The 13,338-nt window shown below is 59.4% G+C and carries 19 protein-coding genes; all 19 read right to left on the bottom strand.

What is annotated here, in order from left to right:
• Positions 1-98: 98 nt before the first annotated feature.
• The 19 genes from KYK83_RS03780 to rplN all read right to left on the bottom strand — a co-directional run bounded on the left by KYK83_RS03780 (position 99) and on the right by rplN (position 13,282).
• Positions 99-686, bottom strand: coding sequence for a hypothetical protein (locus tag KYK83_RS03780; protein WP_103023218.1), 588 nt, complete (start codon positions 684-686; stop codon positions 99-101).
• 132 nt (positions 687-818) lie between these two features.
• Positions 819-2,183, bottom strand: coding sequence for a serine hydrolase domain-containing protein (locus tag KYK83_RS03775; protein ID WP_222827233.1), 1,365 nt, complete (start codon positions 2,181-2,183; stop codon positions 819-821).
• Between the two features lie 94 nt (positions 2,184-2,277).
• Positions 2,278-2,697 carry a 50S ribosomal protein L17 gene (gene rplQ, locus KYK83_RS03770; protein WP_103023216.1) on the bottom strand — a complete coding sequence of 140 codons (420 nt, stop codon included), beginning with the start codon at positions 2,695-2,697 and terminating at the stop codon, positions 2,278-2,280.
• Positions 2,698-2,787: 90 nt separating this feature from the next.
• Complete coding sequence (locus KYK83_RS03765; protein ID WP_103023215.1) at positions 2,788-3,843, bottom strand: DNA-directed RNA polymerase subunit alpha; 1,056 nt, start codon at positions 3,841-3,843, stop codon at positions 2,788-2,790.
• 107 nt (positions 3,844-3,950) lie between these two features.
• Positions 3,951-4,340: a 30S ribosomal protein S11 gene (gene rpsK, locus KYK83_RS03760; RefSeq protein WP_006831904.1), complete on the bottom strand. Its 390-nt coding sequence runs from the start codon at positions 4,338-4,340 to the stop codon at positions 3,951-3,953.
• Positions 4,341-4,395: 55 nt separating this feature from the next.
• Entirely contained in the window at positions 4,396-4,764 is a 369-nt protein-coding gene (gene rpsM / locus KYK83_RS03755) for a 30S ribosomal protein S13 (RefSeq protein WP_103023214.1), read from the bottom strand.
• A 280-nt stretch (positions 4,765-5,044) separates the two neighbouring features.
• Positions 5,045-6,409: an NADP-specific glutamate dehydrogenase gene (gene gdhA / locus KYK83_RS03750; RefSeq protein WP_103023213.1), complete on the bottom strand. Its 1,365-nt coding sequence runs from the start codon at positions 6,407-6,409 to the stop codon at positions 5,045-5,047.
• 262 nt (positions 6,410-6,671) lie between these two features.
• On the bottom strand, positions 6,672-7,319 hold the full coding sequence (locus tag KYK83_RS03745; RefSeq protein ID WP_222827232.1) for an adenylate kinase: 648 nt from the start codon (positions 7,317-7,319) through the stop codon (positions 6,672-6,674).
• A gap of 31 nt (positions 7,320-7,350) precedes the next feature.
• Complete coding sequence (secY, locus tag KYK83_RS03740; protein WP_103023211.1) at positions 7,351-8,715, bottom strand: preprotein translocase subunit SecY; 1,365 nt, start codon at positions 8,713-8,715, stop codon at positions 7,351-7,353.
• A gap of 106 nt (positions 8,716-8,821) precedes the next feature.
• The gene (gene rplO / locus KYK83_RS03735; RefSeq protein WP_103023210.1) at positions 8,822-9,346 is read right to left on the bottom strand and encodes a 50S ribosomal protein L15; all 525 of its coding nucleotides are present in this window, start codon (positions 9,344-9,346) and stop codon (positions 8,822-8,824) included.
• Positions 9,347-9,440: 94 nt separating this feature from the next.
• Entirely contained in the window at positions 9,441-9,629 is a 189-nt protein-coding gene (gene rpmD, locus KYK83_RS03730; protein WP_103023209.1) for a 50S ribosomal protein L30, read from the bottom strand.
• Positions 9,630-9,634: 5 nt separating this feature from the next.
• On the bottom strand, positions 9,635-10,402 hold the full coding sequence (gene rpsE / locus KYK83_RS03725; protein ID WP_375247061.1) for a 30S ribosomal protein S5: 768 nt from the start codon (positions 10,400-10,402) through the stop codon (positions 9,635-9,637).
• Between the two features lie 2 nt (positions 10,403-10,404).
• Positions 10,405-10,749 carry a 50S ribosomal protein L18 gene (gene rplR, locus KYK83_RS03720; RefSeq protein ID WP_103023207.1) on the bottom strand — a complete coding sequence of 115 codons (345 nt, stop codon included), beginning with the start codon at positions 10,747-10,749 and terminating at the stop codon, positions 10,405-10,407.
• 1 nt (position 10,750) lies between these two features.
• Positions 10,751-11,284 (bottom strand): 50S ribosomal protein L6, encoded by a 534-nt coding sequence (rplF, locus tag KYK83_RS03715; RefSeq protein WP_103023206.1) that lies wholly within the window; start codon positions 11,282-11,284, stop codon positions 10,751-10,753.
• Positions 11,284-11,679, bottom strand: coding sequence for a 30S ribosomal protein S8 (gene rpsH / locus KYK83_RS03710; protein ID WP_103023205.1), 396 nt, complete (start codon positions 11,677-11,679; stop codon positions 11,284-11,286). The genes rplF and rpsH overlap by 1 nt, the downstream gene beginning before the upstream one ends.
• Before the next feature lie 11 nt (positions 11,680-11,690).
• Positions 11,691-11,996, bottom strand: a complete 306-nt coding sequence (gene rpsN / locus KYK83_RS03705; protein WP_103023204.1) for a 30S ribosomal protein S14 — start codon at positions 11,994-11,996, stop codon at positions 11,691-11,693.
• 26 nt (positions 11,997-12,022) lie between these two features.
• Complete coding sequence (rplE, locus tag KYK83_RS03700; protein WP_103023203.1) at positions 12,023-12,601, bottom strand: 50S ribosomal protein L5; 579 nt, start codon at positions 12,599-12,601, stop codon at positions 12,023-12,025.
• On the bottom strand, positions 12,594-12,914 hold the full coding sequence (rplX, locus tag KYK83_RS03695; protein ID WP_103023202.1) for a 50S ribosomal protein L24: 321 nt from the start codon (positions 12,912-12,914) through the stop codon (positions 12,594-12,596). The genes rplE and rplX overlap by 8 nt, the downstream gene beginning before the upstream one ends.
• The gene (gene rplN, locus KYK83_RS03690; protein ID WP_067464754.1) at positions 12,914-13,282 is read right to left on the bottom strand and encodes a 50S ribosomal protein L14; all 369 of its coding nucleotides are present in this window, start codon (positions 13,280-13,282) and stop codon (positions 12,914-12,916) included. The genes rplX and rplN overlap by 1 nt, the downstream gene beginning before the upstream one ends.
• Positions 13,283-13,338: the final 56 nt, after the last annotated feature.

Below are 13,338 nucleotides of genomic sequence, written 5' to 3'. Positions count from 1 at the left end.
TCGGCGCGCCCCACCTAAACGCGCAATTGCTGATGATGCGGAGTTAGGCGGTTCAGGCTAAACGATGCCTGAACCGCCATAGTGGTATATTTCGTGAATTACCGCAGCCCGCGGATGCCGCTGAAGTCGAGATCGGCAACGCGTCCGCGTTCTATCCGGCAGGTGAAATTGCCACTGTCACGGTCATTCCAGCGCTGATAGCGATTGTTCCGGTCACGATAGCCATAACGGTCATAACGCCCACCGGCATAACTGCCATCGACGACCATCCGGCCCTTCACCTTCCAGCCATATCGAGTGTCATCGACATCGCGGATTTCCGTAACCTGGGCATGACGATAACCGTAGCGCCGGGCATCGTTCCTCGCAGCGTTGACACAGCGCTCTACGGCAGCACGCGGGTTGCCTCTGCTTGCATAAGCGTTGCGACGGTAGTCGTTGCCGTTGTTGTAATATCGGCCGTCGCGATAATAGCGGTCGCCCCGATAATAGTCGCGGTCCCTGCTGGCGGCGCTGGCGACCGCTGCAATACCGCCGATGATGACGGCACCGGCAATCACTTCGCCGACGGAAATGCCATCGTCGTGGCCGCGAGCCTGCGCGGGGGTCGCCCCTGCGAGTGCCATGGCACCCACGGCTGCCGTTGCGATCCCACCCTTCGCGAACGTCTTTGCAAATGTTTTCATCTCGAGGTCCTCCTCATTGGGCCGCGGCGGGACTGCCTCGGCTGTCGAAGAGGTTCTAGATGATTCGCGGTGAGGTCCGGCTGAACTCTAGCGACAGTCACCGTTCAGGAATTGCCGCACTTTCCTGAATGGCTATTTTTCAAGAGAAACAAGTACATCGCGGGTGAAGGCCGCGATATCGAACCGCGCACCGGGCGGATCCTCTCCCCTTCTCACGATCACCGTGTTCATGCTGGGAACGATGACGACGAACTGCCCGCGATTGCCCATGGCCGCGAACGTATCGGCCGGAACGCCCTCGGAATTGTTGAGCAACCAGAACCCTGCGCCATAACCAAAGGGACCATCGGGCTGCGGCCCGGAGGGAGCGGAGACATAATCGACCCACCCTTCGGGCAGAATGCGGACGCCGTTGCGCATTCCATCGTCGAGATAGAGCTGGCCGAAGCGGGCAAGGTCGGCGGAACTGGTCCAGACCTGGCTGGAAAGGATGTAGTCACCCTGCCAATCGGTCTCAGCCACGGTCGAGTGCATGCCGAGCGTTTCGAACAGTCCGGCCGGCGGATGCCTGTCGAACGTTTCCTCGATCGCTTTGACCGCAGCCAGCGTGTCGTTGTTGGCGTAACGATAGATCGTGCCCGGCGGATTGAGCAGCGGCCAGTCGAGCGCCACCTCGCCCACCGTCGCGCCGCCAAAGTAAAGCGGATCGGTGCGGTTGCCCGGCGTGTCCGAATAGCGGCCCGAGGCCATTCGCAGCAAATGGTCGATAGTTATCGCCCGCCGCGGGTCGCTATCGTCGAGCCCGAGCCCGGCAAAAGCTGCGACATCCGCTTCGCCGCGCTGGACCGCCGCACCGATCAGCGTGGCCGCGAGGCTCTTGGCGACCGACCAGGTGCGCTGCGGCAAATCCGCGTCGTATCCCTGGGCATAGGCTTCCCCACGGGTGCGATCGTCCTGCCGGACCATCACCGCCGTTGTCCGGGTCCCCTCGCCGTAGGTTTCTCTCAGAGCCGCCTCGGCCGCGCGCGTGGTGGCCGGCGCGATAGCGTCGCGAAGCGGATAGACATTAGGATCGCCGACCCTGTCGATTCGCGTCGAGCGGACAGCCTCGCTATCGGGTAGAGCGGCACCGATCGGAAGCAGCGCACAGCCATTTCCCTGGCGATAAGCAGCGACGCGCGGCGACATGTCGTCGGCCCAGGGGACCGCGACATAGTCGAGCGCGCCATCGCTCCCGCGCGCGATGCTTTGCGTAAGTTCCGGCATGAACCCATCGAGCGGCTCCTGAATGCCGGAAAGTTCGTATTCGTTCACCGAAGTCTCGCTGCGCCGCAGATGTGCTGCATCACTACTCAGCGCGCTGCACAGGAACAGCGCCTTGTACCCGGCGGCCAGAGCACGATCGTAGCGAGCGTCGAGTTCATCCTGCGTTTTCGACTGGGCGGCAAGCGGGGTTGCGGCGAGAAGGGCGGTTGCTGCAAGGGCATGTCTGATCATCCCCGCCTTGTGGCACGGCTGAAGGCCCGTGCAAAACAAAAGGGCCGGGAGGTTTCCCTCCCGGCCCCGCTTGTTTCGTATTTCGAAGCGCGCCTTACGCGTCTTCGAATTCTTCTTCGCTTTCAACCGGACCCGAATCCTGGCCCTTTGCGTCTTCGTCGCGCTCGACGAATTCGATCACAGCCATCTGGGCGGCGTCGCTGCCGCGATAGCCAGCCTTGATGATGCGGGTGTAACCGCCTTCACGATCCGAATAGCGTTCCGCCAGAACGTCGAACAGCTTCTTGAGCTGCGTTTCGTCCTGCAGGCGGCTCATCGCAAGACGGCGGTTCGAAAGGCCGCCACGCTTTGCCAGCGTGATCAGCTTCTCGATGTAGGGACGCATTTCCTTCGCCTTGGGCAGCGTGGTCATGATCTGCTCGTGCTTGATCAGAGCGGCCGCCATGTTGCGGAACATCGCATTACGGTGGCCAGTCTTGCGCTGGAGCTTGCGGCCGGAAATCTTGTGACGCATTTCAGTTCTTTCTTCGTTCGTAGGGGGCCCGTTCTAGGTAGCCCGATACGGGCCGGATTGAGGGGTCCGGCCCATGCCCCATGCGAGGTGTCAGCCCAGCAGCTCTTGTTCGAGCTTCTTGGCCATTTCCTCGATGTTTTCTGGCGGCCAGCCAGGGATGTCCATGCCGAGGCGCAGACCCATCGACGAGAGCACTTCCTTGATCTCGTTGAGCGACTTGCGGCCGAAGTTCGGCGTACGGAGCATCTCGGCTTCGGTCTTCTGAACCAGGTCGCCAATGTAGATGATGTTGTCGTTCTTGAGGCAGTTTGCCGAACGGACCGACAGTTCCAGCTCGTCGACCTTCTTGAGAAGATAACGATTAAGCTGGTTGGTGTCGCTTTCCTGAGGTTCGGCTGCCTGACCGATCATCGCCGAAGTCGGCTGCGGGATACCGTCTTCGAAGTGGACGAACAGCGTCAACTGGTCCTGAAGGATGCGCGCGGCATATGCCACAGCATCTTCCGGAGTGACTGTGCCATCGGTTTCGATCGTCAGCGAAAGCTTGTCGTAATCGAGTTCCTGCCCGACGCGGGCGTTCTCGACCTTGTAGCTCACCTGGCGAACCGGCGAATACAGGCTGTCGACAGGGATCAGACCGATCGGCGCGTCCACGGGACGGTTCATCACGGCAGGGCGGTAACCCTTACCGGTGTCTGCCGTCAGTTCCATGTTGAGGGTCGCACCTTCGTCGAGGTGACAGATCACGAGATCCTTGTTCATCACCTCGATATCGCCGGAAACAGCGATGTCGCCGGCTTTGACTTCGCCAGGGCCGGTTGCGGAAAGCTGAAGGCGCTTCATGCCCTCGCCTTCCATCTTCAGCGCGATCTGCTTCACGTTGAGGACGATGTCGGTAACGTCTTCGCGCACGCCAGCGAGCGAGCTGAATTCGTGAAGGACGTTCTCGATCTTGATCGAGGTGATCGCAGCGCCCTGAAGCGAGCTGAGAAGCACGCGGCGCAGCGCATTGCCGAGCGTTAGGCCGAAGCCACGTTCGAGCGGTTCGGCCACGAAGGTAACCTTGCGGGCCTTGTCGCCGGTATCCTTGATGTCAAGGACGCTGGGTTTCTTGAGTTCCTGCCAGTTCTTAATATTGACGGACATGAAAATCCCCTGGTTCGGATGCGGGCAGGACCGGCGCTCTTCGATAGAGCGTCCGGTCCGTGAGGGTGTGTCGGCGGCCCGCTAGCGAGCCGCCAGGCAGGTACGGATCAGACGCGACGACGCTTGGACGGGCGAACCCCGTTATGCGGGATCGGCGTCACGTCGCGGATCGACGTGATGGTGAAACCGACTGCAGCGAGACCGCGCAGCGCACTTTCACGACCCGAGCCCGGGCCCTTTACTTCGACTTCCAGCGTGCGCACACCATGCTCGGCAGCCTTGCGGCCCGCGTCGTCGGCGGCGACCTGGGCAGCATAGGGAGTCGACTTGCGGCTACCCTTGAAGCCCATCATGCCTGCGCTGGACCAGCTAATCGCGTTGCCCTGCGCATCTGTGATGGTGATCATGGTGTTGTTGAAGCTGGCGTTGATATGCGCAACGCCGCTCGAAATGTTCTTTTTGTCGCGGCGCCTAACGCGGCCGGGTTCGCGTGCCATGGTTATTCTTCCTTACATTCTCTCAAGAAGGGAAAAGCGCTGGGTTACCCCAGGCTTACTTCTTCTTGCCGGCGATCGGCTTGGCCTTGCCCTTACGGGTACGGGCGTTGGTGTGAGTGCGCTGGCCACGAACGGGCAGACCGGCACGGTGACGCAAGCCACGGAAGGACTTGAGGTCCATGAGCCGCTTGATGTTCATCGCGGTTTCACGACGCAGGTCGCCTTCGACAGTGAAGTCTGCATCGATCGTTTCACGAACGCGAAGAACTTCCTCGTCGGAAAGATCCTGAACCCGGCGCGAGTGATCAATGCCAAGCTTGTCGGCGATTTCGACGGCCTTTGAACGGCCGATACCGTGAATATAGGTGAGCGCGATAATAACGCGCTTGTTGGTGGGGATATTTACCCCGGCAATACGAGCCACTTACTTCTCCATGCTCCACAGGGGCGGCTGATGCCGCAGCCCCATCTCATCGCTAAACACACCGACATCCACGGGTCTTGCCTGAAACAAAAGTCCGGATGGCGCACGAATAGCTACCGCCTGCCGGACACACCGAAATGTCGAATGAAACGCGCGCTTAGGAGGATTCGCCAACAGCGTCAAGCACCCTGCGCGCACGTGACGACAAGGCCGCCGATATGGGCGGCCCGCCTGATAGTTCAACCCTTTTAGCCAATCCCATCGGCACGGTCAAAGTTTCTTACACCACTCCGAACGCGAGCATGGCGTCTGCGACCTTCTTGAAGCCGGCGATATTCGCCCCGCGGACATAATCGACATATCCGTCCGCTTCACCGAATTCGACGCATTTGTCGTGAATGCCGTCCATCAGTTCGGCCAGTTCTTCGCCCAGACGCTCGTGGTTCCAGCTGACCCGTTCGGAGTTCTGGCTCATCTCGAGGCCGGAGACCGCGACGCCACCAGCGTTTGCAGCCTTGCCAGGACCGTACATGATCTTCGCGTCGTGAAATGCCTTCACGCCTTCTAGCGTGGTCGGCATATTGGCTCCCTCGGAAACGGCGATACATCCGTTCTTCAAAAGCAACTTTGCAGCGCTTTCATCCAGCTCGTTCTGGGTGGCGCACGGCAGGGCCACGTCGCATTCGACGCTCCATGGCTGTTCATCCTCATGATAGGTCGCTTCGGGATATTCGTCCGCATATTCGCTGATACGTCCGCGCCTCTCGTTCTTAAGGCGCTTAACCCAATCGATTTTTTCCTGATCAAGGCCGTCGGGATCGTAGATAAAGCCGCCGCTGTCCGATAACGTCAGGACCTTCCCGCCCAGTTGAACGAGCTTTTCCGCGGCGTGGATTGCGACATTCCCCGCGCCGGAAATGACCGCCGTCTTTCCCTCGATCTCCTGATCAGCATGGGAAAGCATATTGCGCAGGAAATATACCGCGCCATACCCGGTCGCCTCCGGCCGCATTTGCGAACCGCCATACTCGGTGGCCTTGCCGGTCAGCACGCCCTCCCACCGATTGGTGATCCGCTTGTATTGGCCGAACATGTAACCGATCTCGCGCGAACCGACGCCGATATCACCCGCCGGCACATCGACATCAGGGCCGATGTGGCGATGCAACTCGGTCATGAAACTCTGGCAAAAGCGCATGACCTCATGATCGCTTTTCCCTTTCGGATTGAAATTCGATCCGCCCTTACCCCCGCCCAGAGGCAGGCCGGTGAGAGAATTCTTGAAGGTCTGCTCGAAAGCCAGAAACTTGAGCACGCTTTCGTTTACGCTCGAATGAAAGCGGATCCCACCCTTGTATGGTCCGATGGCATTGTTGTTCTGCACTCGCCAGCCACGCTCGACGCGGACATTCTGATCGTCATCCTCCCAGCAGACCCTGAAGCTTACGATGCGATCGGGTTCCGCGATCCTGCGCAGGATCTGCGCCTCGTGATACTCCTCCTTGTCTTCGATGAAACTGTAGACGTCCTGCGCGACCTCTTGGACGGCCTGAACGAACTCTTCCTGCCCTGGATTGCGCTTTTTCACGCCTTCCATGAACGTATCCAGATCTACATGCCGGTCGTAAACGGACGCCAATTGCATCTCCCATCTTGTGCAAACAAGATCACGTGAACTCGTGATCCCGAACACACTCAACGGGTACATTCAGTTAGGTTTCCCCGCTCCCCAGGCCATGCAGACCTGATAGTCCCCCCGGAGGATGGAGTCGCGATGTTCGAAGGTTATGGGGTACGGGATTTTGCACCCCGCGCAAGCAGCGAGCTACGCACGGCGCCCACCCTCGCTCTTTCGCCATTCCAAGCGCGAAGCTGACGCATATTCTGGAGTGAGGTACGCCCGCCGATTAGCGGGACAAAATCGAGTCTATGGCGTGCGTGACGTCTTCAATCGACGCCATGCCATCGACACGGCTTACAATTCCACGAGCTTCATATCCGGGCAGGATCGGTGCTGTCTTGCCACGGTATTCCTGCATGCGCGTGCGTACGGTCTCTTCATTGTCATCCGGACGACGCTTGAATTCCGTGGAGCCACATTTGTCACAAACACCTTCCTTCGCGGGAAGATGGAAGACGTCGTGATAGCCAGCGCCGCAATTGGCACAAGTGTAACGCCCGGTGATCCGCTCAACGAGTGCGTCTTCATTGACCTCCAACTCGATCACATGATCGAGCTGACGATAATGCTTCGCGAGAATTTCATCCAGTTGCTCGGCCTGCGCTGCCGTGCGCGGGTAGCCATCGAAAATGGCACCCATCTCCGGGCCCATCTCGCCAAGTTTGGCGTCGATCATTGCGGATACGATCTCATCCGATACCAATCCGCCGGAATCCATGATGTCGGACACCTTGCGACCAAGTTCGCTATCGGCCTTGCGGGTTTCGCGGAGCATGTCCCCAGTCGACAGCTGGCGCATTCCATGATGCTCCACCAATCGCTGTGCCTGTGTTCCCTTACCCGCGCCCGGGGGCCCAAGGAGGATGATATCCATTGCGTAAAGTCCCCTTCGCGCCTGACGTGCCTTAGCGCAGGCGTCCCTTCAACTTCGCTTTCTTGATCAGATCGCCATACTGGTGAGCCAGCAGATGCGACTGGATCTGGCTGATCGTATCGACGGTCACGTTCACGACAATCAGCAGACTGGTGCCGCCGAGGAACAGCGGAACGCCGGTCTGTGCGATCATGTATTCCGGCAGGACACAGACGATCGTCAGGTAGATCGCGCCAATGACCGTGATACGCGTCAGAACGTAATCGAGATATTCTTCAGTCCGCTTGCCGGGACGAATGCCAGGGATGAACCCGCCGTTCTTCTTCAGATTGTCAGCCGTCTCTTCCGGATTGAACACAATCGCGGTGTAGAAGAAGCAGAAGAAGATGATCCCGAGGGCATACAGCGTCATATAAAGTGGCTGGCCGTGTTGCAGATACTGCAATACCGACTGCAGAAAGCCGCCAGCTGCGCTATCGGTATCGACCGAGTTACCGGCAAACTGGGTGATCGTCAGCGGCAGCAGCAAAAGCGAACTGGCAAAGATCGGAGGAATGACGCCTGCGGTGTTGAGCTTGAGCGGCAGATGCGAACGATCAGCCTGCATCATGCCGCGCTGCGTTGCCCGCTTCGGATACTGGATGAGCAGACGGCGCTGCGCACGCTCCATGAAGCAAATCCCGAGGATCAGGATTACAACCATGGCAATCAGACCGACGATGATGCCCGTAGCGATCGAGCCTTCGGAATATCCCGAACCAAGGTTGGATACAAAGGTCGGGAACTGCGCCACGATCCCTGCCATAATGATCAGCGATACGCCGTTACCAATCCCGCGACTGGTAATCTGTTCACCCAGCCACAGCAGGAACATCGTCCCGCCGACCAGGCTGATGACCGCACCGATACGGAACATCACGCCCGGATCGACCACTGCCTGCATCCCGCTCTGCGCACCGAAGCTTTCCAGACCGGAAGCTAGAAACCAGCCCTGGATGGCACAAAGAAACACCGTTCCGTACCGAGTGTACTGGTTGAGCTTCTGCCGTCCGACGGTGCCCTCCTTCTTGAGGGCCGCAAGCGATGGATGCAATGCAGCAGCGAGCTGCACGACGATCGACGCCGTAATATAGGGCATGACGCCAAGCGCGATGAGGCTCATGCGCTCCAGGCTACCGCCCGAAAATGTATTGAAGAGGTCGAGAATCCCGCCGCGCGTCTGATCGTAGAGATCGCTCAGGATCAGCGGGTTCACGCCAGGCAGCGGAACAAAGCTGAGGAAGCGGAAGACGATCAAAGCACCGATCGTGAACCAGATACGGTTCTTGAGTTCGGTGGCCTTGGAAAAATTGGCGAGGCTCATATTGCTCGCGATATTGTCGGCGCGTGATGCCATGGGAATCTGTTCAATCCTGAATTGGCGCCGGTCCCTCCCGGCACAGGAAGGCTAGATAGGGAACGGGGGGCGGAATGTCGAACCCCGCCCCCCGAATTTTTCCCGCTTACTTTGCCTTCTTCGCCTTGTTGGCTTCGGCGCGAGCAGCCTTCTTTTCATGTTCGGGCTTGTCTGCCGCGATCACTTCGACCTTGCCACCAGCCTTTTCGACTGCCTCGATTGCACCCTTGGATGCACCGGCAACCTTGAAGCTGACCTTGGCCTTGAGCTCACCCTTACCAAGGAGACGAACGCCATCCTTGCCGCCGCGAGCCAGGCCGGCCGCGCGAAGCGTCTCATGGTCGAGCACGGCCTTCTCATCGAGCTTCTTCGCATCGATGAACTTCTGGACCATGCCGATGTTCACTTCTGCGTAGTCCTTGCCGAACGGGTTGTTGAACCCGCGCTTTGGCAGGCGCATGTGAAGCGGCATCTGGCCGCCTTCGAAGCCCTTGATGGCAACACCCGAACGGGCTTTCTGGCCCTTCTGGCCACGGCCACCGGTCTTGCCTTTACCCGAACCGATACCACGGCCCACACGGATGCGGACCTTACGTGCGCCGGAATTGTCGCGGATCTCATTAAGTTTCATAGTGCACTCGCTTTCGCTTTTGTTCGCGCTGTAAAAATGGAAACGGCCCGCTATCGCAGCAGGCCGCTCCCGTCAAATTGTTAAACCTGCTCGATCAGTCGACCACAGTCACCAGATGCGGGATCTTAGCGATTGCGCCACGCACCTCGGGGGTGTCCTGGCGCTCGACGATCTTGTGCATCTTGTTCAGCCCGAGACCGATGAGGATCTTGCGCTGGCTTTCAGGACGGCGGATCGGCGAACCGACCTGCTTGATCTTGATGGTGTTCTTCTTGTCAGCCATCGAACTTACTCCGCGATAGCGGCGGCATCGGCTTCAGCCTCTGCCTCCGAAGCGCCACCACGGCCTAGAAGGTCTGCAACCTTCTTGCCGCGACGCTGCGCGACCGACTTCGGCGAAGTCTGGTCCTGCAAGGCGTCGAAAGTGGCGCGGATCATGTTATAGGGGTTCGAGGTGCCGACCGACTTGGTCACCACGTCGGCAACGCCGAGGCTTTCGAACACGGCGCGCATCGGACCACCGGCGATGATACCGGTACCTGCAGGTGCCGTACGCACGGTGACCTTGCCGGCGCCGAAGTGACCCTTGCCGTCGTGATGAAGGGTCCGACCCTCCTTCAGAGCGACACGGATCATCTTCTTGCGGGCAGCGGCAGTCGCCTTGCTGATCGCTTCGGGTACTTCGCGAGCCTTGCCCTTGCCGAAGCCGACGCGGCCCTGGCCATCACCCACAACAACAAGTGCAGCGAAACCGAAGCGCTTACCGCCCTTCACCGTCTTGCTGACGCGGTTGATGTGGACGAGCTTCTCGATGATGCCGTCGTCTTCTTCCTCGCGCTGGCGGCGATCGTCGCGACGACCACGACCACGGCCGCGGCCGCCTTCGCGATTGCCACCACGGCCGCGGCCCTGGCGAGGCTGACCTTCGTCGCCCTGAGCGGCAGACTGATTGTCAGCGGCTTCGGACGGCGTATCGGCAACAGCCGGCTGCTCGTTGGTTACCGCATTCTGCGTTTCCGCGGTCACGGTTTCTTCGTTCTTGTTTTCGTCAGCCATCATCAGAACTCCAGCCCGCCTTCACGGGCGGCGTCGGCCAGCGCCTTGACGCGGCCATGAAACAGGAAGCCGCCGCGATCGAACACGACAGTGGTCACGCCAGCCTTTTTGGCCGCAGCGGCAATGTCGCTGCCAACCTTCTTGGCGGCATCGACATTTGCACCCGAGCCCTTCACGCCGAGCGTCGAAGCAGCGGCAACGGTCTTGCCCGCAGCATCGTCGATGATCTGCGCGTAAATGTGCTGGCCGGTGCGGTGCACCGACAGGCGGGGCTTGCCACCCGACACGTTGCGAAGCGCAGTGCGGACGCGACGGCGGCGGCGTTCAAAGAGAGAGAGCTTTGCCATCTTACTTCTTCTTCCCTTCCTTGCGGAAGATATACTCGCCGCGGTACTTGATACCCTTGCCCTTGTAAGGTTCGGGCTTGCGCCAGCGGCGGACCTCGGCGGCAAACTGGCCAACGGCCTGCTTGTCGATACCTGAAATCTCCACGGTCGTCTGGTCCGGCGTTTTCACTTCAAGACCTTCGGGCACATCGAGATCGACATCGTGCGAATAGCCGAGCTGAAGCTTCAGCTTCTTGCCCTGCGCCTGTGCACGATAACCGACACCGGTGATTTCCAGCACCTTGGTGAAACCTTCGGTTACACCTTCGACCAGGTTAGAAACCAGCGTACGCTGCATTCCCCAGTGGTTACGGGCGGCGCGAGTATCGTTGGCAGGCTTGACCGAAATCTCGCCATCTTCCAGCTTGTACTCGATCAGGTCGGACAGTCCCAATGCCAAGGTGCCCTTCGGCCCCTTCACATTAAGCGTGTCACCGTCGATATTGGCAGTGACCCCGCTTGGGATCGCTACCGGCCTTTTACCGATGCGGCTCATCAGAAGACCTCCGCCAGCACTTCGCCACCGACATTTTCGGTGCGCGCTTCGGCGTCCGAAAGAACGCCCTTCGGCGTCGAGACGATGGTGATGCCGAGACCGTTACGCACAATCGGGAGTTCTTTCGAACCCGAATAGACACGACGGCCAGGCTTGGAAACACGAGCGACATGCTTGATTGCAGGTTCGCCTTCGAAATACTTCAGTTCGATCCGCAGCGCAGGGTGCTTGCCCGAAGAATCTTCGCTGTAGCCACGGATGTAGCCTTCGCGCTGAAGCACTTCGAGAACGTTTGCACGCAGCTTGCTGGCGGGCGAAAGGACGCTGTCCTTCTTCGCACGCTGGCCGTTGCGGATGCGGGTGAGCATATCACCCAGGGGATCGGTCATAGCCATCTGTCTTTACCTCACCAGCTCGACTTGGTCAGGCCCGGAATCAGGCCCTTGTTGCCGAGGTCACGCAGTTCGATGCGGTTGAGGCCGAACTTGCGGTAATAGCCGCGCGGGCGGCCGGTGGTGGAGCAGCGGTTACGCACCCGGGTCGGGTTAGCGTTGCGCGGCAGTTCAGCCATCTTGAGGCGTGCGATAAGACGCTCGCCTTCATCGAGGCTTTCATCGTTCGCGATAGCTTTCAGCTTCGCGTACTTGTCCGCATACTGCTTGACGAGCTTCTTACGACGCTCGTTCTTGTTGATCGAACTCAGTTTCGCCATTGGACTTAAGTTCCTCTACTAGCGGCTCACGCCGCCTCCTTCTCTTCCGACTTTTCAGTCGGGAACGGGAAGCCGAACAGCTTCAGAAGCTCGCGAGCTTCGTCATCGGTTTTCGCCGTTGTGGTTACAATGATGTCCATCCCCCGGACCTTGTCGATCTGGTCGTAGCTGATCTCGGGAAAGATGATCTGTTCTTTCAGGCCCATGGCATAGTTGCCACGGCCGTCGAACGACTTGGTGTTGAGGCCACGGAAGTCGCGAATACGTGGCATGGCCACGGTCACGAGACGATCCATGAACTCGTACATGCGTTCGCGACGCAAGGTAACCTTGCACCCGATCGGCATGCCTTCACGCAGTTTGAACTGCGCGATGGATTTCTTGGCTTTCGTGATTACCGGCTTCTGCCCGGCAATCAGAGCCATTTCTTCAGCTGCAGTCTGGACCTTCTTCTTGTCCTGGCTGGCTTCGCCCACACCCATGTTGAGTGTGATCTTTTCCAGCTTGGGAACTTCAAGGCGGTTCTTGTAGCCAAACTTCTCGGTCATCGCCTTGACGATTTCGTCGTCGTAGCGCTGCTTCATGCGAGGCGTGTAATCAGCCATCGATGGTCTCCCCGGATTTCACGGCAACGCGCACCTTCTTGCCGTCCTTCTCTTCGAAACGGACGCGGGTGGGCTTGCCATCCTTCGGATCGGCCAGCGCAACCTTGCTGAGAGCCATCGGCGCTTCAAAGCGATCGATGCCACCCTGCGGGTTCTGCTGGGTCGGCTTGCGGTGACGCGCTGCGACGTTGACGCCTTCTACGACGACCTTGCCGTCCTTGGGCATGACCTTCGCGACGGTTCCGGTCTTGCCCTTGTCCTTGCCGGACAGGACGACGACGCTGTCACCCTTCTTGATCTTAGCGGCAGCCATTACAGCACCTCCGGAGCAAGCGAGATGATCTTCATGAACCCGCGACCGCGAAGTTCGCGAACCACCGGGCCAAAGATACGGGTACCGATCGGCTCTTCGCTCTTGTTCACGAGCACCGCGGCATTGCTGTCGAAGCGGATCACACTGCCATCGGGGCGGCGTACGTCCTTCTTCGTGCGCACGATGACAGCGCGATGGACATCGCCCTTCTTCACCTTGGTGCGCGGTTGAGCTTCCTTCACGGAAACCACGATCACGTCGCCAACGGAGGCAGTCCGGCGCTTAGAGCCACCCAGCACCTTGATGCACTGGACGCGCTTTGCGCCGCTGTTGTCCGCGACGTCGAGATTGGATTGCATCTGGATCATCGATCCGTTTCCTTCTCAATGGCTTGCCGGGACGAGTGCCCGGCAGTTCCTACGTC

Source organism: Qipengyuania pacifica, assembly GCF_019857205.1.
Lineage (GTDB): Bacteria > Pseudomonadota > Alphaproteobacteria > Sphingomonadales > Sphingomonadaceae > Qipengyuania > Qipengyuania pacifica.
The sequence above is the reverse complement of the archived record's forward strand: the minus strand, read 5'-3'. Positions and strand labels throughout refer to the sequence as shown.

Bases quoted from the DNA above. Each gene is read 5' to 3' on its own strand.
- rpsN (WP_103023204.1), bottom strand. From the start codon at position 11,996: ATGGCGAAACTGAGTTCGATCAACAAGAACGAGCGTCGTAAGAAGCTC.
- rpsH (WP_103023205.1), bottom strand. From the start codon at position 11,679: ATGGCTATGACCGATCCCCTGGGTGATATGCTCACCCGCATCCGCAAC.
- rplR (WP_103023207.1), bottom strand. From the start codon at position 10,749: ATGGCAAAGCTCTCTCTCTTTGAACGCCGCCGCCGTCGCGTCCGCACT.
- rplX (WP_103023202.1), bottom strand. From the start codon at position 12,914: ATGGCTGCCGCTAAGATCAAGAAGGGTGACAGCGTCGTCGTCCTGTCC.
- KYK83_RS03775 (WP_222827233.1), bottom strand. From the start codon at position 2,183: ATGATCAGACATGCCCTTGCAGCAACCGCCCTTCTCGCCGCAACCCCG.
- rpsK (WP_006831904.1), bottom strand. From the start codon at position 4,340: ATGGCACGCGAACCCGGCCGCGTTAGGCGCCGCGACAAAAAGAACATT.
- KYK83_RS03780 (WP_103023218.1), bottom strand. From the start codon at position 686: ATGAAAACATTTGCAAAGACGTTCGCGAAGGGTGGGATCGCAACGGCA.
- gdhA (WP_103023213.1), bottom strand. From the start codon at position 6,409: ATGCAATTGGCGTCCGTTTACGACCGGCATGTAGATCTGGATACGTTC.
- rplQ (WP_103023216.1), bottom strand. From the start codon at position 2,697: ATGCGTCACAAGATTTCCGGCCGCAAGCTCCAGCGCAAGACTGGCCAC.
- KYK83_RS03765 (WP_103023215.1), bottom strand. From the start codon at position 3,843: ATGTCCGTCAATATTAAGAACTGGCAGGAACTCAAGAAACCCAGCGTC.
- rplE (WP_103023203.1), bottom strand. From the start codon at position 12,601: ATGGCTGATTACACGCCTCGCATGAAGCAGCGCTACGACGACGAAATC.
- rpmD (WP_103023209.1), bottom strand. From the start codon at position 9,629: ATGGCTGACAAGAAGAACACCATCAAGATCAAGCAGGTCGGTTCGCCG.
- secY (WP_103023211.1), bottom strand. From the start codon at position 8,715: ATGGCATCACGCGCCGACAATATCGCGAGCAATATGAGCCTCGCCAAT.
- rpsE (WP_375247061.1), bottom strand. From the start codon at position 10,402: ATGGCTGACGAAAACAAGAACGAAGAAACCGTGACCGCGGAAACGCAG.
- KYK83_RS03745 (WP_222827232.1), bottom strand. From the start codon at position 7,319: ATGGATATCATCCTCCTTGGGCCCCCGGGCGCGGGTAAGGGAACACAG.
- rplF (WP_103023206.1), bottom strand. From the start codon at position 11,284: ATGAGCCGCATCGGTAAAAGGCCGGTAGCGATCCCAAGCGGGGTCACT.
- rplN (WP_067464754.1), bottom strand. From the start codon at position 13,282: ATGATCCAGATGCAATCCAATCTCGACGTCGCGGACAACAGCGGCGCA.
- rplO (WP_103023210.1), bottom strand. From the start codon at position 9,346: ATGAAACTTAATGAGATCCGCGACAATTCCGGCGCACGTAAGGTCCGC.